Genomic DNA, 23,204 nt, shown 5'->3' with positions numbered 1-23,204 from the left:
CCATGCGTTTCCTGCGTTTCCTCAAGATCTTCTTTACCGTCATCCGCTTCGGGCTGGACGAAATGATGCTGAGCCGCATCAACGACCGCCGCGTGCGGATGTTGCTGCGTATCACCACGATCGGCCGGAAGTTCGACCAGCCGCCGGGTGTGCGGCTGCGTCTCGCGCTCGAAAGCCTCGGGCCGATTTTCGTGAAGTTCGGCCAGGTGCTGTCCACGCGCCGCGACCTGCTGCGCCCCGACATCGCCAGCGAGCTTGCCAAGCTACAGGACCAGGTCCCGCCGTTCGACTCGGCGGTGGCAATTGCGATCATCGAAAAATCGCTCGGCGCGCCCGTCGATACGATCTTCGACGACTTCGAGCGCGTGCCCGTGGCGAGCGCGTCGATTGCGCAGGTTCACTTCGCGACGTTGAAGACGGGCCAGCACGCGGGCAAGCAGGTCGCCGTGAAGGTGCTGCGGCCGAACATGCTGCCCGTGATCGATTCCGATCTCGCGCTGCTGCGTGACATCGCCGTATGGGCTGAGCGTCTGTGGGCGGACGGCAAGCGCCTGAAGCCGCGCGAAGTGGTCGCGGAATTCGACAAGTATCTGCACGACGAACTCGACCTGATGCGCGAAGCCGCGAACGGCAGTCAGCTGCGGCGCAACTTCGCGGGCCTCGATCTGCTGCTCGTGCCGGAGATGTACTGGGAGTACTGCGCGGCAAACGTGCTCGTGATGGAGCGGATGGTCGGCGTGCCGATCAGCCAGGTCGATACGCTGCGGGCGGCGGGCGTCGATATTCCGAAGCTCGCGCGCGAGGGCGTCGAGATTTTCTTCACGCAGGTGTTCCGCGACGGTTTTTTCCACGCGGACATGCACCCCGGCAACATTCAGGTCAGTCTTGATCCGGTGCATTTCGGCCGGTATATCGCGCTGGATTTCGGCATCATCGGCGCGCTGTCGGACTTCGATAAGAACTATCTCGCGCAGAACTTTCTCGCGTTCTTCAAGCGCGACTATCACCGTGTCGCGACGCTGCATCTGGAATCCGGCTGGGTGCCGCCCACGACGCGCGTCGAAGAACTGGAAAGCGCGATCCGCGCGGTCTGCGAGCCGTATTTCGATCGCGCGCTGAAAGACATTTCGCTCGGCCAGGTGCTGATGCGGCTCTTCTCGACGTCGCGCCGCTTCAACGTGGAAATCCAGCCGCAACTGGTGCTGCTGCAGAAGACGATGCTGAACGTCGAAGGGCTGGGCCGTTCGCTCGATCCCGAACTCGACTTGTGGAAGACCGCGAAGCCGTATCTGGAACGCTGGATGAACGAGCAGATCGGCGCGAAAGGCTGGTACGAGCGGCTGAAGATCGAGGCGCCGCAGTGGAGCAAGACGCTGCCGCAGCTGCCGCGGCTGATCCATCACATGCTGGCTCAGCGTCACGACGCGCAGCAGCGCGGCATCAACGACGAAACCATCCGCCAGATTCTGCTGGAGCAGAAGCGCACCAACCGGCTGCTGCAAGGTCTGCTGATGTTCGGCGTGGCCGTGGGCGTCGGTGCGGTGCTGGCGCGCGCATGGCTCGCCATCGCGTACGGCGGCTATTGAACGCGTTGCACGAGGTCTACCGATGAGCGATCCCAAGCCGAATGTTTCTCCCGCGCCGCCAGCTTTCGAGAGCCGCGATCCGAACGCGCCCGGCTTCTGGGACGAGCGCTTCGAACGCGGTTTCATGCCATGGGATCAGGCGGGCGTGCCGTCGGCGTTCAAGGCGTTCGTCGACCGGCACGCGCCGATGCCGGTGCTCATTCCCGGCTGCGGCAGCGCGTACGAGGCGTGGTGGCTCGCCGAAAAAGGCTGGACGCTCCGGGCGATCGACTTTGCGGCCCATGCTGTCGAAGCCGCCCGCGCTCAACTCGGCGCGCATGCGAGCCTCGTCGAACAGGCGGACTTCTTTACGTACCGGCCGCCGTTCGAGCCGGGCTGGATCTACGAGCGGGCGTTCTTGTGCGCGCTGCCGCCGTCGCGGCGCGCGGACTGGCTGGCGCGCATGGCTGAACTCTTGCCCGCGGGCGGATTGCTCGCTGGCTTCTTTTTCATCGGCGAGGGCTCGCCAAAAGGCCCGCCGTTCATCATCGAGCGGGCCGAACTCGACGCGCTGCTGTCGGCCCATTTCGAGTTGCTGGAAGACGAACCCGTCGGCGACTCGATCCCCGTCTTCGCCGGACGCGAGCGCTGGCTGACCTTGCGTAGGCGCGGTGCATAGACGCGGCAAGGGCTTGATTCCCGACTCCGCCGACCTCATCTAAAGAGGGGCGGCTGCGTCGGCCGTTCCACCCCGAATTCCGGGGCGTGCCATTGTTTGCGGCTATAATTCAAGGCTTTGCAAGCGTTCAAAGAGTTTTCAGTAGGGACAAGGTCATGCCGATCTACGCTTATCGTTGCGAGTCATGCGGCTTCGCGAAGGACGTGCTCCAGAAAATGAGCGACGCCCCGTTGACGCAATGCCCGGAGTGCGGAACCGATGCTTTCCGCAAACAGGTCACCGCCGCCGGCTTCCAGCTGAAGGGTTCGGGCTGGTACGTCACGGACTTCCGCGGCGGCAATTCAGGCAACAAGTCGGGCGGCGCTGCCAGCAACGCCCCGGACGCGTCGGCGTCCAAAACAGACAGCAAGCCGGAGGCGACGGGTTCGTCCGACAGCGCAGCTTCCGCGACTACGCCGGCTGCCGCGCCGACACCGGCAGCGACGCCCGCTCCCGCGAGCAGCTCGGGCACCTAGCAGTTTCGCCACCGTGAGGTGACGTAGACGCCGCGCAACGCAGTCGCGCGGATTTCTGGCGGTATACATGACGACGAAAAAGACGACGCTTAAATCGGTGTTCCTGACTGGCCTGCTGGTGCTGGTGCCTCTTGCCATCACGCTGTGGGTGCTCGGCCTGATCATCGGCACGATGGATCAAACGCTGCTGCTGCTGCCCCGTTCGTGGCAGCCGGAGCGGGCGCTCGGCTTCCGCCTGCCGGGTCTCGGCGCCGTATTGACGCTCGCTTTCATTTTTGTCGTCGGTCTATTGACGCAGAACTTTGTTGGGCAGAAGCTCGTCGGCTGGTGGGAACTGATCGTCGCGCGCATTCCCGTCGTCGGCCCGATCTACACCAGCGTCAAGCAGGTGTCCGACACGCTGCTGTCGTCGAGCGGTAATGCGTTCCGCAAGGCGCTGCTGATCGAATACCCGCGCAAAGGGTCCTACACCATCGGGTTCCTGACGGGCATCCCCGGCGGCGACGTCGTCAACCATCTCAAGGAAGAGCACGTCAGCGTCTATGTGCCGACCACGCCGAACCCGACGTCCGGCTTCTTCCTGATGGTGCCGAAAAGCGAAGTGATCGAGCTCGACATGACCGTCGACGCCGCACTCAAGTACATCGTCTCGATGGGCGTCGTTGCTCCGCCCGCGAATCAGCCGGCGCCGGAGCGCCGCACGCCTGTCGAGCCACCGCTGTAATGCCGGCTTGCGCCGCCCGTCACACGGTGCGGCGCGCGCCGTTCAACCAATGCAAAACGAAAGACAAACATCATGTCGATGAGATCTGAATACTGCGGTCTGGTGACCGAACACCTGCTGGGTCAAACCGTGTCGCTGTGCGGCTGGGTGAGCCGGCGCCGCGACCATGGCGGCGTTATCTTCATCGACCTGCGCGATCGCGAAGGCCTCGTTCAGGTCGTCTGCGACCCGGACCGCGCTGAGATGTTCAAGACGGCCGAAGGCGTGCGCAACGAATTCTGCGTCCAGGTGAAGGGCGTCGTGCGCAACCGTCCGGAAGGCACGACCAACGCCAGCCTGACGAGCGGCAAGATCGAAGTGCTGTGCCACGAACTGAACGTGCTGAACGCGTCGGTCACGCCGCCGTTCCAGCTCGACGACGACAACCTGTCGGAAACCACGCGCCTCACGCACCGCGTGCTGGACCTGCGCCGTCCGCAGATGCAACACAACCTGCGCCTGCGTTATCGCGTGACGATGGAAGTGCGCAAGTACCTGGATTCGCGCGGCTTCATCGACATCGAAACGCCGATGCTGACCAAGAGCACGCCGGAAGGCGCGCGCGACTACCTCGTGCCGTCGCGTGTGAACGCGGGCCAGTTCTTCGCGCTGCCGCAATCGCCGCAGCTGTTCAAGCAGCTGTTGATGGTCGCGAACTTCGACCGTTACTACCAGATCGTCAAGTGCTTCCGCGACGAAGACCTGCGCGCCGACCGTCAGCCGGAATTCACGCAAATCGACTGTGAAACGTCGTTCCTGGGCGAGCAGGAAATCCGTGACCTGTTCGAAGACATGACGCGTCACGTGTTCAAGGAAACGATCGGTGTCGACCTCGACGCGAAGTTCGCCGTGATGCCGTATTCGGAAGCTATGCGCCGTTTTGGTTCGGACAAGCCGGACCTGCGCGTCAAGCTCGAGTTCACCGAACTGACGGACGCGATGAAGGACGTCGACTTCAAGGTGTTCAGCACGCCCGCGAACACGAAGGACGGCCGCGTCGCGGCGCTGCGCGTGCCGAAGGGCAGCGAACTGTCGCGTGGCGACATCGACAGCTACACGGAATTCGTGCGCATCTACGGCGCGAAGGGTCTGGCGTGGATCAAGATCAACGAAGTGGCGAAGGGCCGTGACGGCCTGCAAAGCCCGATCGTCAAGAACCTGCACGATGCGGCCATCGCGGCCATCATCGAGCGCACGGGCGCGCAGGACGGCGACATCATTTTCTTCGCGGCGGATCGTGCGAAGGTCGTCAACGACAGCCTCGGCGCGCTGCGTCTGAAGATCGGCCACTCGGAGTTCGGCAAGGCCAACGGTCTGGTCGAGAAGGGCTGGAAGCCGCTGTGGGTCGTCGACTTCCCGATGTTCGAATACGACGAAGAAGAAAACCGCTACGTCGCCGCGCACCACCCGTTCACGAGCCCGAAGGACGAGCACCTCGAGTATCTGGAAACGGACCCGGGCCGTTGCCTCGCAAAGGCCTACGACATCGTGCTGAACGGCTGGGAAATCGGCGGCGGTTCGGTGCGTATCTTCCAGGAAGACGTGCAGAGCAAGGTGTTCCGCGCGCTGAAGATCGGCGCGGAAGAAGCGCGTCTGAAGTTCGGCTTCCTGCTGGACGCGCTGCAGTACGGCGCGCCGCCGCACGGCGGCATCGCGTTCGGTCTGGACCGCATCGTCACGATGATGGCGGGCGCAGACTCGATCCGTGACGTGATCGCGTTCCCGAAGACGCAGCGCGCGCAGGATCTGCTCACGCAGGCGCCGAGCGAAGTCGACGAGCGTCAGTTGAAGGAACTGCACATCCGCCTGCGTCAGCCCGAGCAGAAAGCGTAAATGTGACCGTTTGCGCGGTTGCGTCGTTAAAACAACGACGTGCCCGCCAAACTACTAGTGAAAAAGGCGCGTTATGCGCCTTTTTCGCTTTTTGCGTTACAGTCGTTGTAAGCTCTGCCGTCCGACATGCAATCGCGCGGTCCAGTCAGCAAAACCGCGCACCGCTTTATCACCATGCCGAAACCGCCGAAGATTCCGGAATCCGTACTCGTCGTCATTCATACGCCCGATCTCGACGTGCTGCTCATCGAACGAGCCGACCGGGAGGCGTTCTGGCAATCCGTGACGGGTTCGAAGGACCACATCGACGAACCGATCGCGCAGACGGCTATCCGCGAAGTCGCAGAAGAGACGGGCATCGTGATTGGCGGCGAGGTCGTGCCGCGTGAGGCGCTCGTCGACTGGCATCACCATATCGACTTCGAAATCTTCCCGACCTGGCGTCACCGTTATGCGGACGGCGTCACGCACAACACCGAGCACTGGTTCAGCCTGCAGGTGCCACAGCGTCTCGAAGTGACGCTTGCGCCGCTCGAGCACACCGCGCATCTGTGGCTGCCCTGGCAAGAGGCAGCCGAGCGGTGCTTCTCGTGGTCCAACCGCGACGCGATCCTGCAATTGCCGCAACGCGTGAAGGAGCGTTGCCGATGAGCGGCGGCAACGGCCGCCGCTTCGACCGGCTGACACAGCATTTGCCCGGCCGGCGCTACTGGTCCAGGTATCGCTTTTGTTCCGGCAACTCGGTGCGCCTGTTCACGGCGGGCGAGACGTACTTTGCCGCGCTGATCGAACGGATCGACGCGGCGACAAGCGATGTCGCGCTGGAAACCTACATCTTTTGCGACGACGCCTCAGGCCGTCCCGTTTCCGACGCGCTGATCCGTGCCGCCACGCGCGGCGTGCGCGTGCGCGTGATCACCGACGGTGTCGGCACCGAGCGCCTGCCGATGTTCAACGACTGGCAGGTGGCGGGCATCGAGCATCGCATCTACAACCCGCATATCTTCGGGCGATTCGGCTTCTCGCGCACGCACCGCAAGCTCGCCGTCGTCGACGACCAATTCGGGTATTGCGGCGGCATCAATGTCGTCGATGACTACGATCAGAACGGCACGCGTCTGCCTTACGCCCGCTGGGACTTCGCCGTCGAGCTGGAAGGCCCCGTCGTGGCCGACGTGCTCGAAGCGTTCGACGTGCAGTGGGAGCGCATCCGCATCGGCCATCGTCCGGCGCTCGTACCGCCGCCCGTCGGCGGGGCGACGCCGCAGGCCGCGACTGAACGCTTCGTGCGCGTGCGCCGCAGCACCCGTACGGCCGACATGCGCGCGATGGCCGAGCCGTGCGTCGCGTTCGTCGCACGCGACAACTTCGTCAACCGCCGCGCGATCGAAAGGGCGTATCTCACTGCGATCGGCCAGGCGCGCTCCGAAGTGCTGCTCGCCAATCCGTACTTCATGCCCGGACGCAAGCTGCGGCGCGCGCTGATCTACGCGGCACAACGCGGCGTCGACGTGCGTCTCGTGATCGGCAGGAAGGAATTCGCGATGCTCGATTACGCGGTGCCGTTCCTGTACCGCACGTTGTTGAAGGCGGGCGTGAAGATCGCCGAATACGAAAAGACGATGCTGCACGGCAAGGTCGCCGTGGTCGATTCGAACTGGGGCACGGTCGGCTCGTCGAATCTCGACGCGTTGAGCCTGATGCTGAACAACGAGGCGAACGTCGTGCTCGTGCTGCATCCGGAGATCGACCAGTTGCGCACCGCGATCGTCGCCGCGTTCGACGAGGGGCGTCGCATCGACGAAAAACACTATGCGGCGCGTCCCGCCGGCGAGCGTCTGCTGAACTGGTTTGCGTACAACACCTACCGGCTCGCGATGAAACTGCTGACGGTGGGCGGCTACGATTAAGAGGTGATACAGAAAAAGGCAGACAAAAGCCTATTCATAATAATCAATAATCGGAGACAACTCAGATCAGTTCTGGCAAATGATTCTAAAAATTCCGCATCCTCTTATAGGCGAATGACGGAAAATCAGAACGTGTTAGAAACCCGTTTCTAATAAAGTCCTTGTCTCGCGGACGGTCGCCCACAATAATGGTACGACCGTTCGATTTTTCTTTCGATCAAATCAGACGGTACACAGCTATGCGAAAAGGCGAACAAACGCGAGCCGCGATTCTCGATGCAGCACTCGATCTGGCAAGCCGCGACGGACTGGAAGGTCTGACGATCGGTCTGCTTGCCGAGCGCATGCAGATGAGCAAGAGCGGAGTGTTCGCGCATTTCGGGTCGCGCGAAGACCTGCAGGTCGAAGTGGTGCGCGAATATCACCGTCGTTTCGAGGACGAGGTGTTTTTCCCGAGTCTGCGCGAGCCCCGGGGCTTGCCGCGCTTGCGCGCGATGATCTCGCGCTGGATCGAGAAGCGCATCCAGGAAGTGACGACTGGGTGCATCTACATCAGCGGCGCGGTCGAGTATGACGATCGCGCGGAAAGCGCGGTGCGCGAGCAACTGGTCGCGAGCGTCACGATGTGGCGCGCGGCGCTCACGCGAGCCATTTCGCAGGCAATGGATGAGGGGCATCTGCGCGCGGACACCGATCCGCAACTGATGCTTTTCGAACTGTATAGCTTCACGCTCGGCCTGCATCATGACGCACGCTTCCTGCATCTGCCCGATGCCGTGCGCCTGACGTGGGCCGCGCTGGAAAAACTGATTGTTTCGTATCAGAGCGAGAGCGCAAGCCGCTAGCGAGGCTGGTTGGGTCCTCATCGGATGGATCCAGACGGCGGGGAGACTGGCGGCGGAGCTCGAGCCAACACCTTTGGATTGATTGGAGAGACTCATGGGACAGTACGCCGCGCCGTTGCGCGACATGCAATTCGTATTGCACGAGCTGCTGAACGTCGAAGCCGAGATCAAACAGATGCCGAAGCACGCTGATCTCGATGCCGACACGATCAACCAGGTGCTCGAGGAAGCCGGCAAGTTCTGCTCGGAAGTGCTGTTCCCGCTGAACCAGAGCGGCGACCAGGAAGGCTGCAAATACGAAGGCGATGGCGTCGTCACCACGCCGAAGGGCTTCAAGGAAGCGTACCGGCAGTATGTCGAGGCGGGCTGGCCCGCGCTCGGCTGCGATCCTGACTTCGGTGGCCAGGGCCTGCCTGCGTTCGTCAACAACGCGATGTACGAGATGATGAACTCGGCGAACCAGGCCTGGGCGATGTACCCCGGCCTGTCGCACGGCGCCTACGAGTGCCTGCATGCGCACGGCACGCCGGAGCTGCGGCAGGCGTATCTGCCGAAGCTGGTGTCGGGCGAATGGACGGGCACGATGTGCCTGACCGAGCCGCATTGCGGCACCGACCTCGGCATCCTGCGCACGAAGGCCGAGCCGAATAGCGACGGCTCGTACGCGATCAGCGGCACGAAGATTTTCATTTCCAGCGGCGAGCACGATCTCGCCGAGAACATCGTTCACCTCGTGCTGGCTCGACTGCCGGACGCGCCGCAAGGCACGAAGGGCATTTCGCTGTTCGTCGTGCCGAAGTTCATTCCCGACGTAAGCGGCAACCCCGGCGAGCGCAACGGTGCGAAGTGCGGCTCGATCGAACACAAGATGGGCATCCACGGCAACGCGACGTGCGTGATCAATCTCGACAGCGCGAAGGGCTGGCTGGTCGGCGAGCCGAACAAGGGCCTCAACGCGATGTTCGTGATGATGAACGCCGCGCGCCTGGGCGTCGGCATGCAGGGTCTGGGGCTGACGGAAATTGCGTACCAGAACTCGCTCGTCTATGCGAAAGAGCGTTTGCAGATGCGCTCGCTGACGGGTCCGAAAGCGCCCGAGAAAGCCGCCGATCCGATCATCGTCCATCCCGACGTGCGCCGCATGCTGCTCACGCAGAAGGCCTACGCGGAAGGCGCACGCGCCTTCACGTACTGGGCTGCGCTGAACATCGACAAGGAGCTGTCGCACGCCGACGAATCCGTGCGCAAGGACGCCGCCGACCTCGTCGCGCTGTTGACGCCCGTCATCAAGGCCTTCCTGACGGACAACGCGTTCGAAGGCACGAACATGGGCATGCAAATCTACGGTGGCCACGGCTTCATCACCGAGTGGGGCATGGAGCAATACGTGCGCGACGCGCGCATCAACATGATCTACGAAGGCACGAACTCGATCCAGTCGCTCGATCTGCTGGGCCGCAAGGTGCTCGGCGACATGGGTGCGAAGCTCAAGAAGTTCGGCAAGCTGGTGACGGACTTCGTCGAGGAAGAAGGCATCAAGCCGGAGATGCAGGAGTTCGTCAATCCGCTCGCGGATATCGGCGACAAGGTGCAGAAGCTGACGATGGAAATCGGCATGAAGGCGATGCAGAACCCGGATGAAGTCGGCGCCGCGGCTGTGCCGTACCTGCGCACGGTCGGCCACCTGGTGTTCTCGTACTTCTGGGCCCGCATGGCACGCGTTGCGCTCGACAACGAAGCATCAGGCGATCCGTTCTACAAGTCGAAGCTCGCCACCGCGCGCTTCTACTTCGCGAAGCTGCTGCCCGAAACGGCCTCGACGATCCGCGCCGCGCGCGCCGGTTCGAAGACGTTGATGGAAGTCGACGAAGCGCTGTTCTAAAGCCATCGCGAGGTGGCGCATGACAGTCATGCGCCGCCGCCACACTCACACACATACGCCGCGCGCCGCCCATCGAAGCCCGCGCGCGGTGACTCGCGACACCGCATAACGCCCCGGAGGAACGACGTGAGCAATCTGATCATTCGCAAGGTCGCCGTACTCGGCGCCGGCGTGATGGGCGCGCAGATCGCTGCGCACCTGATCAACGCGAAGGTGCCCGTGCTGCTGTTCGACCTGCCAGCCAAGGAAGGCCCGAAGAACGGCATCGCACTGAAGGCGATCGAAAACCTGAAGAAGCTGTCGCCCGCGCCGTTCGGCGTGAAGGACGACGCGCAATACATCCAGCCCGCCAACTACGACGACGATATCGCGAAGCTCGCGGAATGCGACGTGGTGATCGAGGCGATCGCCGAGCGCATGGACTGGAAGCACGATCTCTACAAGAAGGTCTCGCCGCATATCGGCCCGAACGCGATCTTCGCGAGCAACACGTCGGGCCTGTCGATCACTGAACTGTCGAACGGTTTCTCCGACGAACTGAAGGCACGCTTTTGCGGCGTACACTTCTTCAACCCGCCGCGCTACATGCATCTGGTCGAGCTGATCCCGACCACGGCGACGCGCCCGGAAATCCTCGATCAACTCGAAACGTTCCTGACGAGCGTCGTCGGCAAGGGCGTGGTGCGCGCGAAGGACACGCCGAATTTCATCGCGAACCGCGTCGGTATTTTCTCGATTCTCGCGGTCATCAAGGAAGCCGAGAAGTTCGGCCTGCGCTTCGATGAAGTCGACGACCTGACGGGCAGCCGCCTCGGCCGCGCGAAGTCGGCGACGTTCCGCACGGCGGACGTGGTCGGTCTCGACACGATGGCGCACGTCATCAAGACGATGCAGGACAACCTCGCCGACGATCCTTTCTTCCCGGTCTACGAAACGCCTGCCGTGCTCGCCGGACTGGTGAAGCAGGGCGCGCTCGGGCAAAAGACGGGCGCGGGCTTCTACAAGAAAGAAGGCAAGGCGATCAAGGTGCTCGACCCGAAGGCGGGCAGCTATGTGGATGGCGGCGCGAAGGCGGATGAGCTGGTCGGCCGCATTCTCAAGCGTCCGCCCGCCGAGCGCCTGAAGCTCTTGCGCGAATCGCAGCATCCGCAGGCGCAGTTCCTGTGGGCGATCTTCCGCGACGTGTTCCATTACATCGGCGTGCATCTGGAGTCGATCGCCGACAACGCGCGCGACGTCGATCTCGCGATCCGCTGGGGCTTCGGCTGGAACGAAGGTCCGTTCGAGGGCTGGCAGACGGCGGGCTGGAAGCAGATCGCCGAGTGGGTGCAGGAAGACATCGCGGCAGGCAAGGCGTTGTCGAACGCGCCGCTGCCCGTGTGGGTGCTGGAAGGTGCTGTCGCCGAAAAGGGCGGCGTGCATACGAACGAAGGCTCGTGGTCGCCGGCTGAAAAGCGCTTCGTGCCGCGCTCGTCGCTGTCCGTGTACGACAGGCAGGTGTTCCGCGCGCCGCTCGCAGGTGAAACGGGTGCCGATCCGAAGACGTATGGCAAGACCGTGTTCGAGACGGATGCCGTGCGCGCATGGGTTGATGATCGCGCGGGCGAGAACGACGTGTTGATCGTGTCGTTCAAGAGCAAGCTGAACACGATCGGACCGTCGGTGATCGACGGCATCACGCAGGCGATCGACGTCGCCGAGAAGGACTACAAGGCCGTCGTGATCTGGCAACCGACGTCGCTGAAACTCGGCGCGCCGGGCGGCCCGTTCTCTGCAGGCGCGAATCTCGAAGAGGCGATGCCCGCGTTCATGATGGGCGGCGCGAAGGGCATCGAGCCGTTCGTGAAGAAGTTCCAGCAGGGCATGCTGCGCGTGAAGTACTCGAACGTGCCCGTGGTCGCGGCCGTGTCGGGCATCGCGCTCGGCGGCGGGTGCGAGCTGGTGCTGCATAGCGCGAAGCGCGTTGCGCATGTCGAGAGCTATATCGGTCTGGTCGAAGTGGGCGTCGGTCTCGTGCCGGCGGGCGGCGGTCTGAAGGAAGCGGCATTGCGCGCGGCTGAGGCCGCGACGCAAGTCGGCGCGACCAACGATTTGCTCAAGTTCCTGCAGAAGTCGTTCGAGAACGCGGCGATGGCGAAGGTCTCCGGTTCGGCGCTCGAAGCTCGCGCGATGGGCTACCTGAAGCCGTCCGACACGATCGTCTTCAACGTCTTCGAACTGCTTGATACCGCGAAGAAGGAAGCGCGCGCGCTGGCCGCCGCGGGCTATCGTCCGCCGCTGCGCGTGACGCAGGTGCCTGTTGCCGGACGTTCGGCGATTTCGACGATCAAGGCGTCGCTCGTCAACATGCGCGATGGCCGCTTCATTAGTGAGCACGATTACCTGATCGCGAGCCGCATCGCGGAAGCGGTGTGCGGCGGCGACGTCGAGGCGGGCAGTCTCGTCGATGAAGAATGGCTGCTGGCGCTGGAGCGTCGCGCGTTTGTCGAGTTGCTCGGCACGCAGAAGACGCAGGAACGGATCATGGGCATGCTGCAGACGGGCAAGCCGGTGCGCAACTGATCGATTCCCATAGGACCAGAGTAAGCGCTGAAGCGCTAAATCTGTTCGACATGGCATGGGACCAGAGTAAGGCGCTAAAGCGCCAACTCTGGTCGACTCACCAAGGGATCAGAGTAAGCGCTAAAGCGCTAACTCTGTTCGACGTGGCGTGGGACCAGAGTAGGGCGCTAAAGCGCCAACTCTGGTCGACAGGAGAACCTCAAAAATGACCAAGCAATTGCAAGACGCATATATCGTCGCCGCGAGCCGCACGCCGATCGGCAAGGCACCGCGCGGAATGTTCAGGAACACGCGCCCGGACGAACTGCTGGTGCATGCGATCCGCTCGGCCGTCGCGCAGGTGCCGGGCCTCGACACATCGCTGATCGAAGACGCGATTGTCGGCTGCGCGATTCCGGAAGCCGAACAGGGTTTGAACGTGGCACGCATGGGCGCGTTGCTCGCCGGCTTGCCGAACACGGTTGGCGGCGTGACGGTGAACCGCTTCTGCGCATCGGGCGTGACGGCGCTCGCGATGGCGGCGGATCGCATTCGCGTCGGCGAATCGGACGTGCTGATCGCGGGCGGTTGCGAATCGATGAGCATGGTGCCGATGATGGGCAACAAGCCGTCGTTGTCGCCGCATATTTTCGATCGCAATGAAGATGTGGGCATTGCGTATGGCATGGGCCTGACGGCGGAGAAGGTCGCGGAGCGCTGGAAGGTGAGCCGCGAGCAGCAGGATCAGTTTTCGGTCGAATCGCATCGCAAGGCGGTTGCTGCGCAACAGGCGGGCGAGTTCGACGACGAGATCGCGGCCTACACGATCACCGAGCGTTTTCCCGATCTCGCGACGGGTGAAGTGAAGGTGAAGACGCGCGAGGTGAGGCTTGATGAAGGTCCGCGCGCGGATACGTCGATGGAAGGCCTTGCGAAGTTGCGCACGGTGTTTGCGAACAAGGGTTCGGTGACGGCGGGCAATAGTTCGCAGACTTCGGATGGGGCGGGCGCGTTGATCGTGGTATCGGAGAAGATTCTCAAGCAGTTCAATCTGACGCCGCTGGCCAGGTTTGTCAGCTTTGCTGTGCGCGGTGTGCCGCCGGAGATTATGGGCATTGGTCCGAAGGAAGCGATTCCGGCGGCGCTGAAGGCAGCGGGGCTCAAGCAGGACGATATCGACTGGATCGAGTTGAATGAGGCTTTTGCTGCGCAGTCTCTGGCTGTGATTAATGATCTTGGGCTCGATGCTTCGAAGATTAATCCGCTGGGTGGGGCTATTGCGTTGGGGCACCCGCTGGGGGCGACTGGGGCGATTCGTGCTGCTACCGTTGTGCATGGCCTGCGGCGGCGGAATTTGAAGTACGGGATGGTCACGATGTGTGTGGGCACCGGGATGGGTGCGGCTGGGATTATTGAGCGGGTTTGAGTGGGGTGGGGTTTTGCTTGCGGGCCGCTGGTGTGATAGCGGTTCGCATTTGGTTTCGCTGGCATCCGCGATTCGGTGTTTGCTGCGCAAAGCTGTTTGGTTTTTGGGTGTTTGCGCTGGCATCCGCGATTTGCGTTCGTGCTTCAAGCGTTGCCCCTGTGCGGGGCGGCACCTACTTTTCTTTGCCGCCGCAAAGAAAAGTAGGCAAAAGAAAGCGGCTAACACCGCCAGTTCTAGTTTTTGCCTGAGGGCCCCCAAAGGTTCTTACGCTTCACACGGCAATCACGTGACTTATGTTCGTTGCCAACGCTTTGAATGAACGCCTCACCCACTTCACACACCCGTACACGTGTTAGCGGCGGCGAATGGTATGTGCCGCCCAGGTGGCAAACTGTGTGTAGGTTGTCGCGGCGTATAACTCGGCGCCCTTACAGGGTGGGACGCTTGCCCTATCGGTCCGGAGTGAGGCGTGCGGAGCACCTGGGACCTACACACAGTTTGCCACCTGGGCGGCCGTGGATTATCTGATACGGCACGCTGCGACGCGAGTGTATGAAGCGGGTGATGCGCTGGATTGGAGCGTTGGCAACGAACGCGAACAGGAAAGTTGCCGTGTGAAGTGAGGGACCGGTTGGGGGCCCTCAGGCAGGGAGAAGAACTGGCGGTGTGAGCCGCTTTCTTTTGCCTACTTTTCTTTGCGGCGGCAAAGAAAAGTAGGTGCCGCCCCGCACAGGGGCGACGCTTGAAGCACGCTAACAAATCGCGGACGCCAGCGAAACGGCAAGCACACAACATCGAAGCGTGCGCAGCAAACACCGTAACGCGGATGCAAGCGCAAAGGCCAAAACGCCTCACCTAGGCCACCGCAAAAGCACCAACATGGAGGAGTGACAAATGGACATCGAAATCACCCGCACGCACGACGTGCAAACAATCGCCTTCACCCGCCCGGAAAAGAAAAACGCGATCACGGCAGCGATGTACCAAACGATGGCCGACGCGCTGGTCGAAGCGCAACAAGACCCGGCCACCCGCGCGGTGCTCATCCGCGGCAGCGCAGGAATCTTCAGCGCCGGCAACGATCTCGAAGACTTCATGAAGCAGCCGCCCGTCAGCGAAGACGCGCCGGTCTTCCAGTTCCTGCGCGCGATCAGCTCAGCGGAAAAACCGCTAGTGGCATCAGTAGCCGGCGCAGCCGTAGGCATCGGCACAACGCTGCTGCTGCATTGCGACCTCGTCTACGCCGCCGACGCAGCGACCTTCTCGCTGCCATTCGCGCAACTCGGCCTGTGCCCGGAAGCCGCATCGTCGCTGCTGCTGCAACGCGTCGCGGGCTATCAAGGGGCAGCGGAAAAGCTGATGCTCGGCGAACCGTTCGACGCCAAAGAAGCGCAACGCATGGGCTTCGTGAACCGCATCCTGCCCGCGGCCGAAGTCGACGCATTCGCACTGCAGCAAGCGCAGAAGCTGGCCGCCTTGCCCGCGTCATCGCTGCGCGTAACCAAGCAGCTCATGAAACGCGCCGCGCAGCACGAAATCCAGACCCAAATGACCGACGAAGCCGTGCATTTCGCCAAGATGCTGCTCGCACCCGAAGCAAAGGAAGCGTTCAAGGCGTTCTTCGAGAAGCGCAAACCGGACTTCCGCCAGTTCAGCTAAACGGGAAACGAGGCGGCCGCGTCAGACAGTGTCGTAATCGACGTAGCCCGCCTCGCGACAGAAGCTCACTAACCGCACGCCCGCCTCGCGCGCAATCGTAATCGCGAGCGACGACGGCGCCGAAATCGTCGCGACCATCGGAATATCGACGCGCGCCGCCTTGCGCACCAGTTCGTAGCTCGCGCGGCTCGACAAAAAGACGAAGCCTTCCTTCGTATCGACGCGATCCAGCGACAGCCGCCCGATCAGCTTGTCGAGCGCGTTGTGACGGCCCACGTCCTCGAACGCATAGTGGATCGCGCCCGTCGCGTCGCACCACGCGGCGGCGTGCAGGCCGCCCGTCATCTTCGTGAGCGCCTGGTGAGCGGGCAGTTCCTTCGCGGCGCGAGCGATCGCATCTGGCGCAAGACGCTGCAGAAAGCCCGTGTCAGGCACGCGCTCCGGCGCCAGATCGAGCAGATCAATGCTCTCGATTCCGCACACGCCGCAACCCGTCCGCCCGGACAGCGCGCGCCGCTTTTCCTTCAACGCGACGAACGCCTGCTGCACGACGGTCAATTGCACCTCCGCATGCGGCAATTTGCCGTCGCGGAACTCGACCTCGATGTCCTGAATGTGCGCGCCGCGCTCGACAATCCCTTCCGAAATCGCAAAACCCACCGCGAACTCTTCCAGGTCGCGCGGCGTACACATCATCACCGCGTGCGAAATGCCATTGAAGACGAGCGCAACGGGCCACTCCTGGCCGACATGATCGGCGACGCTCTCGACCGCGCCGCCACGGTGTCGGCGCACCGCCTGCTCGACGATGCCCGGTTGTTCGCCCGTTTCCAGTTCGTTCACCTGCTGACTCCTGCACGAATGCTGCGACCCGGCTTAGGGCCGCCGCGCCGCCAATATGGTTCTAAAATACCTCAGACCGGCATAGCGCGTTGCCCGCCGAACAAGAGGAATCTGTCATGGGACTCAATGATGCGCCCCTGCTGTTCAACTTCGAGGTTGAATCTTCGGAGAATCTGAAATTCATTCCGATGGTCGTCCGATTCAATCTCGACCGTTTCGGGCTGCGGATCTCGCTCGAACAATGGCAGATGCTGCCACACGAAGACCGCGTGTTGCTGGCGCGCTTTCCCGTCGAGGACGACACCGCGATCGAGCCGAACTTCGATCACGCCCTCTTCGAGATGATGCGCACGCACGCGAATATCGAGCCCGAATGGTTCACGCCCGAGGATAACCCGGCATGGCGCGACACTGCAGTCGTGCCGGATACCGTTCTGAATCAGGCGCAACTCGCGAATCTCCCCGCGCCGAGCGCGGCGCAGTGGGGGCGGCTCGAGCCGTTTCAGCGCTATGTGCTCGCCAAACTGTCGCGCAAGACGGCGAGCAACCATGATTTCCTGCCGGCAATGAAGGAATTTGGCCTCGCCAGCTGAATCTGGCGCAAGATTTTTTCGTTTTTACCCTCAATCTCTTCCGATCGCTGCCGTTATCCAAAGGTTGGCGCGTAAAGCGCTGCGCCCGGCTGCGCTCGTTTGTCCGCGTGGTCCGTGCGTGCCCTATGTGAGTGACCGCGCATCTGACTGGCTTCCCGCGCGCCCCCGCCTGCAGGATCGAACGACGTTCGGAACCTATGATCTCTTTTCTATCGAAGCGGCTGCTGATCAATCTCGCGGTCGTCGCCGCGGCGGTCGGCGCGAACGCCTTCGTCGCGTACACGCAGATTTGCGGACAGCGCGACGCCGATGCGCGCACGGTCCGCTCGACGGCTATCCGCCAGAATCTGGAAGCCTATCGCGCGACGCTCGAGGACGGCCTCGACATGCTCGGTCGCTATGAGGCAACGGCCGAACCCGCGACCGCCAATGCGGTGCCCGCCATGTCCGCTTCGCTGGCGAAGATCGACCGCGCGTTGCACGAGCAGCTGGCGAACCAGCCGAACGTCGCCGGCGCGCTCGCGCAGCTCACGTCCGACGGCTCGCGGCTTCAGCAGGACATCGCGCTCGCGCTGGCCAAAACCACCGCGCCGGAACAGGACGGCTCGCGCGCATGGGCTGCGCAGACTTATACGCGGCTCGGGATGGAAGTCGACGGGCTCGAAGCGCGGATGGACCAGTTGCGCGCGCAGGAAGACCTGTCGCTGAAAGCGGCGCTCGACGCATCGATGCGCGACTCTCGCTACGCGATGCTGTTCCTGATCGTGACGATGCTCGCGGGCAGCGGGTTGCTGATCTACACCTTCGGCGCCCGGGAAAATGTCGCGCGCGAAAAACTGCGCATCGCGAAGGCGCTGCATCGGCACGATGAGCGCTTTCGCGGGCTGTTCGAGCAGCATCCCGTGCCGATGTACATTTTCGACCGCGACACGCTGCGCTTTCTCGCCGTCAACACGGCGGCCGTGCAGCAATACGGCTACTCGGAGAGCGAATTTCTGGCGATGACCGTGCGCGCGATCCGCCCGCACACGGAGGTTGCGCGGCTCGAATCGCACTTGCAGCGCAGCGACGTGGCGCCGGGCGGCCCGCGCACGATGGCGGGCATCTGGCATCACCGGCGCAAGGACGGCTCGCAGATCAGCGCCGACATTTCGTATCACGCGATGACCTTCATGGGCCGGCCCGCGCTGTTCGTGCTCGCCGACGACGTCACCGAGCAGATCAACGCCGAAGCCGAAGCGCAGCGTTCGAACCAGATGCTGGAAACGGTGATCGACAACATCCCGCAGCGCATTTTCTGGAAGGACAAGGAGCTGCGCTATCTGGGCTGCAACATGGCGTTCGCGCGCGACGCGGGCCTCGCCTACCCGGAGCAGGTGATCGGCAAGCGCGACGAGGACATGCCGTGGCGCGCATTCGCCGACGAGCTCAGCCGCCAGGATAGCGAGGTGATGGCCTCCGGCGTGCCGAAGATGAACTACGAAACCGACATGGTGATCGACGGCGTGCATCGCACGACGGTGACGAGCAAGCTGCCGTTCACCGACAGCGACGGCCGCGTGATCGGCGTGCTCGGCTCGTACACCGACATCACCGAGCGCAAGCGCGCGGACCTCGCGCTGCGCTTGCAAAGCCGCGCGCTCGATGCGAGCGTCAACGCGATCCTGATTACGGCGCCTTCGAAGGAAGGCAATCTGATCGAGTACGTGAACCCGGCGTTCAAGCGCATCACGGGCTACGATCCGCAGGAAGTGATCGGCCAGGACTGCCGCCTGTTGCAGCGCGACGATCGCGATCAGGAAGGTATTGCCGCAATCCGCCAGGCACTCGCGGCAAATCGCGAAGTGAGCGCGGTGCTACGTAACTACCGCAAGGACGGCGCGCTGTTCTGGAATCAGCTGTATATCGCGCCCGTGCCCGACGCCGACGGGCAGACCACGCATCACATCGCCGTCATCAACGATGTGACGGCGCTGATCCGGTATCAGGAACAGCTCGAATATCAGGCGAACTACGACAGCCTCACGCGCCTGCCGAACCGCAACCTGCTGCGCGACCGGCTGCAGCATGCGCTGATCGTCGCGCAGCGGCATCACAAAGGCGTGGCCGTCGTGTTCATCGATCTCGACGGCTTCAAGAACGTCAACGACAGCCTCGGCCATAGCGTCGGCGACCGGCTGCTGTCGGTAGTCGCGGACCGTCTCGCGCGCTGCGCGCGGGCCAGCGACACGGTTGCGCGTCACGGCGGCGACGAGTTCGTGATCGTGATGACGGATACCGTCGACGAGCAGTCGCTGATCGCGTGGATGGAGCGCGTGCGCGCGTCGATTTCTGAGCCGGTATGGCTCGACGGCACGGAGTTGTACGTTGGCTGCAGCATGGGCGCGAGCCTGTTCCCGCAAGACGGCGACGACGCCGAAACGCTGATGAAAAAGGCCGATCTCGCGATGTACCGCGCGAAGGACATGGGCCGCAACACGTTCCAGTTCTATCAGCCGGAGATGAATGTATCGGCGGGCGCGCGGCTCAATCTGGAGCGGCGTTTGCGCCGGGCGCTGCGCGACAACGAGTTCCTGTTGCACTACCAGCCGCAGGTCGATATCGAAACGGGCCAAGTGGTTGGCATGGAAGCGCTGGTGCGCTGGAGCGATCCGGAAGTCGGCCTGATTCCGCCTTCGCAGTTCATTCCCGTCGCCGAGGAAAGCGGACTGATCGGGCCGCTGTCGGAATGGGTGCTGCGTGAGGCGTGCCGTCAGAACAAGGCCTGGCAGGATGAAGGCTTGCCGCCCGCGCGCGTGTCGGTGAATCTGTCGGCGCGGCAGTTTCAGCAGCGTGATATCGCGAAGCTCGTGATGCAGGTGCTGGAGGAAACCGGGCTCGATCCGCAGTATCTTGAGCTGGAGCTGACCGAGAGCACCATCATGCGCAACGCGGAAGAGGCCGTGTCGATGCTCAACGAACTGCACGCGCTCGGCATCGGACTTGCAATCGACGACTTCGGCACGGGGTACTCGAGCCTCAGCTATCTGAAGCGTTTCCCGGTGGACCGGTTGAAGATCGACAGATCGTTCGTGTCGGATATCGGTGAATCGTCGGACGACGAGACGATCACGTCGGCAATCATCGCGCTCGCACACTCGCTGAATCTGCAGGTGATTGCCGAAGGCGTGGAGACGTCGACGCAGCTCGACTTTCTCAAGGAGCGCGCGTGCGACGAGATGCAGGGCTATTTCTTCGCGAAGCCGCTGCCACACGATGCGATTCCCGGCATGCTGCAGCGGGGCGCCGAGAACGCGGCGATGATCGCGGCGAACGCCTGATCGTCAGGCATTCACGGGCGGATTGAAGGCCGCGCTGTGTGGGCGCGGCACGCCGGATTCGATCCGGCAACTCAGTCCAGTTCAGGCAGCGCGCGCGGGCGGCGGTCGCTGTCCGTCGCGACATAGGTGAGGGTCGCTTCCGTCACCTTCACCGTTTCTTCCGAGAGGCTCATGCGCTGCGCGTAGACCTCGACGGCGACCGTCACCGACGTGTTGCCCGTCTTCACGATATCCGCATAAAAGCTCAGCAGATCGCCGACGAACACCGGCTGCTTGAACACGAACGAATTGACGGCGATGGTCGCAACTCGGCCATTCGCGCGGCGGCTTGCGGGAATCGAGCCTGCGATATCGACTTGCGCCATGATCCAGCCGCCGAACACATCGCCATGGACGTTCGCATCCGACGGTTGCGGGACGACGCGCAGCGCGCACGGTTTCTGCGGGAGGTTGAGAGTCTGGGTCATCGGGGCATCCATGAATTCAGTTGGGTCGACAGGGATGGCGCTCGCGACGACGGCATGACCGGAAGACCAGTGTCAGCGCGGCGAAAGCGGCGCCAGCCGGCTTCTGCGACAATGTTGCTAGATCAGGAATTGTACGGGAAAGCGCACGTTGGCACTTATTGCTGGCGTGTCGCGTTCGGGATGCTGTTTTGTTCGTCGAACGCACTTGCCCGTCACATTCCCCACGAGTCACGCGTCAAGCGTGCAGCCTTTCCCCACAATAGAACCATGCGTCGCTCTTCCGCTTCGTCCGAACCGTCGCCGATTTCGAATCTGCCGCGCAACGACTGGCAAACCATCGTCTCGCTGTTGCCGTACCTTGCGACCTACAAATGGCGCGTGGTGTTCGCGCTCAGCTGCCTGATCGGCGCGAAGGTTGCCAATCTTGGCGTGCCGATCGTGATGAAGCGCATCGTCGACGGTCTTGCTTCCGTGCAGCATCTGACGGCGCTCGGCCGCGCGACCAACGCGCCGGGCATCGTGCTGCTGGGCGGCGTGGGGCTGCTGGTGGTCGCGTATGCCGTCGTGCGGTTGTCGACGTCGCTTTTCACCGAGCTGCGCGAAATTCTGTTCTCGAAGGTGACGGAAAGCGCGGTGCGTCAACTGGCGCTGAAAGTGTTCCGGCATCTGCATGCGCTGTCGCTGCGTTTTCATCTGGAGCGGCAAACGGGCGGCATGTCGCGCGATATCGAACGCGGCACGCGCGGCATCACGCAACTGATTTCGTACTCGCTCTACAGCATTCTGCCGACGCTCGTCGAAGTCGGTCTCGTGCTCGGCTTCTTCGTCGTCAAATACGAGGCGTATTACGCGATCGTCACGTTCATCGCGCTGGCCGCGTACATCACGTTCACGGTGAAGGTGACCGAGTGGCGCACGCATTTTCGCCGCACGATGAACGAACTCGATTCGAAGGCGAACTCGCGCGCGATCGATTCGCTGCTGAACTACGAGACGGTCAAGTACTTCAACAACGAGGAATGGGAAGCGCAGCGTTACGACGAGAACCTGAAGCGCTATCGTGCGGCGGCGATCAAGTCGCAGAACTCGCTGTCGGCGCTGAACTTCGGGCAGCAGGCGATCATCGGTACTGGGCTCGTGTTCATCCTGTGGCGTGCGACGCAAGGCGTGATGGCAGGGCGGCTCACGCTCGGCGATCTCGTGCTGATCAACACGTTCATGTTGCAGCTGTATATTCCGCTGAATTTTCTTGGCGTCGTGTATCGCGAGCTGAAGCAGAGTCTCACCGATATGGACCGGATGTTCACGCTGCTTGGCGCGGCGCGCGAAGTGCCCGATGCACCTGATGCGTTGCCGCTTGTCGTGAGCGGCGCGCAGGTGAGCTTCGAGCATGTGAACTTTGCGTACGAGCCTGCACGTCCGATCCTGCATGACGTGAGTTTCACGATTGCAGCGGGCACGACCACGGCTGTGGTTGGCCATAGCGGCTCGGGCAAATCGACGCTCGCGCGGCTGCTGTTTCGCTTCTACGATCTGGATCGCGCGACGGGCGGCGCGATTCGCATCGACGGGCAGGATATTCGCGATGTGACGCAGGATTCGTTGCGGGCGTCGATTGGCATCGTGCCGCAGGATACTGTGTTGTTCAACGACACGATCTATTACAACATCGCGTATGGCCGGCCTTCGGCGACACGCGACGAAGTGATTGCGGCGGCGCGCGCGGCGCATATTCATGAGTTCATCGAGAGCTTGCCCAAGGGGTATGACACGCCGGTCGGCGAACGTGGGCTGAAGCTTTCTGGTGGTGAGAAGCAGCGTGTTGCGATTGCGCGGACCGTGTTGAAGAATCCGCCTGTGCTGCTGTTCGATGAAGCGACTTCAGCGCTTGATTCGCGGTCGGAGCGTGCTATCCAGCATGAGTTGGATTTGATTGCTCGCGAGCGGACGACTTTGATTATTGCGCATCGGTTGTCGACGGTTGTGCATGCGGAGCAGATTATCGTGATGGATAAGGGGCGCATCGTCGAGCGCGGGACTTTTGGCGAGCTTCTTCTCGTTGGTGGGCTGTTTGCGCAGATGTGGGCCTTGCAGCAGGAACGTGCTGCGCACGCGGAAGAGGTTTTGGATTTGCCTGGGGCCCGTGAGTAAAGTTTTTGTTGTCTGCGACGCTGGGTGGTTTGCTTGTTTTTTCGCTGGCATCCGGGTGGCTGGGTTTGCTGCGCAAGCGGTTTGATGTTTTTGCCGTTTCGCTGGCATCCGCGATTCGTTAGCGTGCTTCAAGCGTTGCCCCTGTGCGGGGCGGCACCTACTTTTCTTTGCCGCCGCAAAGAAAAGTAGGCAAAAGAAAGCGGCTAACACCG

General features: G+C 62.6%; 17 protein-coding genes. 15 read left to right on the top strand and 2 right to left on the bottom strand.

The genetic code is table 11. The features are described from left to right. Nucleotides 1–2: 2 nt before the first annotated feature. The 12 genes from ubiB (at nucleotide 3) to BLT65_RS11000 (ending at nucleotide 15,618) form a co-directional block, all read left to right on the top strand. Entirely contained in the window at nucleotides 3–1,586 is a 1,584-nt protein-coding gene (gene ubiB, locus BLT65_RS11055; protein ID WP_042315307.1) for a ubiquinone biosynthesis regulatory protein kinase UbiB, read from the top strand. A gap of 22 nt (nucleotides 1,587–1,608) precedes the next feature. Then, on the top strand, nucleotides 1,609–2,244 hold the full coding sequence (locus BLT65_RS11050) for a class I SAM-dependent methyltransferase (protein WP_091777723.1): 636 nt from the start codon (nucleotides 1,609–1,611) through the stop codon (nucleotides 2,242–2,244). A 155-nt stretch (nucleotides 2,245–2,399) separates the two neighbouring features. Further along, on the top strand, nucleotides 2,400–2,759 hold the full coding sequence (locus BLT65_RS11045) for an FmdB family zinc ribbon protein (protein ID WP_091777721.1): 360 nt from the start codon (nucleotides 2,400–2,402) through the stop codon (nucleotides 2,757–2,759). A 67-nt stretch (nucleotides 2,760–2,826) separates the two neighbouring features. Beyond that, nucleotides 2,827–3,483, top strand: a complete 657-nt coding sequence (locus BLT65_RS11040) for a DUF502 domain-containing protein (protein ID WP_042315311.1) — start codon at nucleotides 2,827–2,829, stop codon at nucleotides 3,481–3,483. Between the two features lie 72 nt (nucleotides 3,484–3,555). Further along, nucleotides 3,556–5,355, top strand: coding sequence for an aspartate--tRNA ligase (gene aspS, locus BLT65_RS11035; protein ID WP_042315313.1), 1,800 nt, complete (start codon nucleotides 3,556–3,558; stop codon nucleotides 5,353–5,355). 174 nt (nucleotides 5,356–5,529) lie between these two features. Continuing rightward, nucleotides 5,530–6,006: a dihydroneopterin triphosphate diphosphatase gene (gene nudB / locus BLT65_RS11030; protein WP_091778134.1), complete on the top strand. Its 477-nt coding sequence runs from the start codon at nucleotides 5,530–5,532 to the stop codon at nucleotides 6,004–6,006. After that, complete coding sequence (gene clsB, locus BLT65_RS11025; protein WP_091777719.1) at nucleotides 6,003–7,265, top strand: cardiolipin synthase ClsB; 1,263 nt, start codon at nucleotides 6,003–6,005, stop codon at nucleotides 7,263–7,265. Before nudB ends, clsB begins: the two co-directional genes overlap by 4 nt. A gap of 239 nt (nucleotides 7,266–7,504) precedes the next feature. Further along, entirely contained in the window at nucleotides 7,505–8,110 is a 606-nt protein-coding gene (locus BLT65_RS11020) for a TetR/AcrR family transcriptional regulator (protein ID WP_091777717.1), read from the top strand. A gap of 94 nt (nucleotides 8,111–8,204) precedes the next feature. Next, the gene (locus BLT65_RS11015; RefSeq protein ID WP_091777715.1) at nucleotides 8,205–9,992 is read left to right on the top strand and encodes an acyl-CoA dehydrogenase C-terminal domain-containing protein; all 1,788 of its coding nucleotides are present in this window, start codon (nucleotides 8,205–8,207) and stop codon (nucleotides 9,990–9,992) included. Nucleotides 9,993–10,118: 126 nt separating this feature from the next. Next, nucleotides 10,119–12,554 (top strand): 3-hydroxyacyl-CoA dehydrogenase/enoyl-CoA hydratase family protein, encoded by a 2,436-nt coding sequence (locus BLT65_RS11010; RefSeq protein ID WP_091777712.1) that lies wholly within the window; start codon nucleotides 10,119–10,121, stop codon nucleotides 12,552–12,554. Between the two features lie 205 nt (nucleotides 12,555–12,759). Continuing rightward, nucleotides 12,760–13,959 (top strand): acetyl-CoA C-acyltransferase, encoded by a 1,200-nt coding sequence (locus BLT65_RS11005; RefSeq protein WP_091777709.1) that lies wholly within the window; start codon nucleotides 12,760–12,762, stop codon nucleotides 13,957–13,959. An 894-nt stretch (nucleotides 13,960–14,853) separates the two neighbouring features. Then, the gene (locus BLT65_RS11000) at nucleotides 14,854–15,618 is read left to right on the top strand and encodes an enoyl-CoA hydratase (protein ID WP_091777706.1); all 765 of its coding nucleotides are present in this window, start codon (nucleotides 14,854–14,856) and stop codon (nucleotides 15,616–15,618) included. 21 nt (nucleotides 15,619–15,639) lie between these two features. Here BLT65_RS11000 and fdhD read toward each other — a convergent pair whose 3' ends face one another. Beyond that, nucleotides 15,640–16,461, bottom strand: a complete 822-nt coding sequence (gene fdhD / locus BLT65_RS10995) for a formate dehydrogenase accessory sulfurtransferase FdhD (protein ID WP_007745223.1) — start codon at nucleotides 16,459–16,461, stop codon at nucleotides 15,640–15,642. A gap of 116 nt (nucleotides 16,462–16,577) precedes the next feature. On the opposite strand from fdhD, the gene BLT65_RS10990 reads away from it, so the two are divergent. Both BLT65_RS10990 and BLT65_RS10985 read left to right on the top strand, forming a co-directional pair. Further along, complete coding sequence (locus BLT65_RS10990) at nucleotides 16,578–17,054, top strand: nitrate reductase associated protein (protein WP_042315328.1); 477 nt, start codon at nucleotides 16,578–16,580, stop codon at nucleotides 17,052–17,054. A 197-nt stretch (nucleotides 17,055–17,251) separates the two neighbouring features. Continuing rightward, nucleotides 17,252–20,374 carry a sensor domain-containing protein gene (locus BLT65_RS10985; protein ID WP_091777703.1) on the top strand — a complete coding sequence of 1,041 codons (3,123 nt, stop codon included), beginning with the start codon at nucleotides 17,252–17,254 and terminating at the stop codon, nucleotides 20,372–20,374. 71 nt (nucleotides 20,375–20,445) lie between these two features. On the opposite strand, the gene BLT65_RS10980 is transcribed toward BLT65_RS10985, so the two are convergent. Then, nucleotides 20,446–20,841: an acyl-CoA thioesterase gene (locus BLT65_RS10980; protein ID WP_007579793.1), complete on the bottom strand. Its 396-nt coding sequence runs from the start codon at nucleotides 20,839–20,841 to the stop codon at nucleotides 20,446–20,448. 267 nt (nucleotides 20,842–21,108) lie between these two features. Between BLT65_RS10980 and BLT65_RS10975 the strand changes: the two genes are divergently transcribed. Continuing rightward, complete coding sequence (locus tag BLT65_RS10975) at nucleotides 21,109–22,992, top strand: ABCB family ABC transporter ATP-binding protein/permease (protein ID WP_091777701.1); 1,884 nt, start codon at nucleotides 21,109–21,111, stop codon at nucleotides 22,990–22,992. Nucleotides 22,993–23,204: the final 212 nt, after the last annotated feature.

The sequence above is a fragment of the Paraburkholderia steynii genome, from assembly GCF_900100565.1.
GTDB classification, from domain to species: Bacteria; Pseudomonadota; Gammaproteobacteria; order Burkholderiales; family Burkholderiaceae; genus Paraburkholderia; species Paraburkholderia terrae.
Note: the sequence above shows the minus strand (reverse complement) of the source record. Positions and strands in the feature narration are given on the sequence as shown.

Excerpts from the sequence above, each read along its gene's own strand:
- ubiB (WP_042315307.1), top strand. The coding sequence starts at position 3 with ATGCGTTTCCTGCGTTTCCTCAAGATCTTCTTTACCGTCATCCGCTTC.
- BLT65_RS11050 (WP_091777723.1), top strand. The coding sequence starts at position 1,609 with ATGAGCGATCCCAAGCCGAATGTTTCTCCCGCGCCGCCAGCTTTCGAG.
- BLT65_RS11045 (WP_091777721.1), top strand. The coding sequence starts at position 2,400 with ATGCCGATCTACGCTTATCGTTGCGAGTCATGCGGCTTCGCGAAGGAC.
- BLT65_RS11040 (WP_042315311.1), top strand. The coding sequence starts at position 2,827 with ATGACGACGAAAAAGACGACGCTTAAATCGGTGTTCCTGACTGGCCTG.
- aspS (WP_042315313.1), top strand. The coding sequence starts at position 3,556 with ATGTCGATGAGATCTGAATACTGCGGTCTGGTGACCGAACACCTGCTG.
- nudB (WP_091778134.1), top strand. The coding sequence starts at position 5,530 with ATGCCGAAACCGCCGAAGATTCCGGAATCCGTACTCGTCGTCATTCAT.
- clsB (WP_091777719.1), top strand. The coding sequence starts at position 6,003 with ATGAGCGGCGGCAACGGCCGCCGCTTCGACCGGCTGACACAGCATTTG.
- BLT65_RS11020 (WP_091777717.1), top strand. The coding sequence starts at position 7,505 with ATGCGAAAAGGCGAACAAACGCGAGCCGCGATTCTCGATGCAGCACTC.
- BLT65_RS11015 (WP_091777715.1), top strand. The coding sequence starts at position 8,205 with ATGGGACAGTACGCCGCGCCGTTGCGCGACATGCAATTCGTATTGCAC.
- BLT65_RS11005 (WP_091777709.1), top strand. The coding sequence starts at position 12,760 with ATGACCAAGCAATTGCAAGACGCATATATCGTCGCCGCGAGCCGCACG.
- BLT65_RS11000 (WP_091777706.1), top strand. The coding sequence starts at position 14,854 with ATGGACATCGAAATCACCCGCACGCACGACGTGCAAACAATCGCCTTC.
- BLT65_RS10990 (WP_042315328.1), top strand. The coding sequence starts at position 16,578 with ATGGGACTCAATGATGCGCCCCTGCTGTTCAACTTCGAGGTTGAATCT.
- BLT65_RS10985 (WP_091777703.1), top strand. The coding sequence starts at position 17,252 with ATGATCTCTTTTCTATCGAAGCGGCTGCTGATCAATCTCGCGGTCGTC.
- BLT65_RS10980 (WP_007579793.1), bottom strand. The coding sequence starts at position 20,841 with ATGACCCAGACTCTCAACCTCCCGCAGAAACCGTGCGCGCTGCGCGTC.
- BLT65_RS10975 (WP_091777701.1), top strand. The coding sequence starts at position 21,109 with ATGCGTCGCTCTTCCGCTTCGTCCGAACCGTCGCCGATTTCGAATCTG.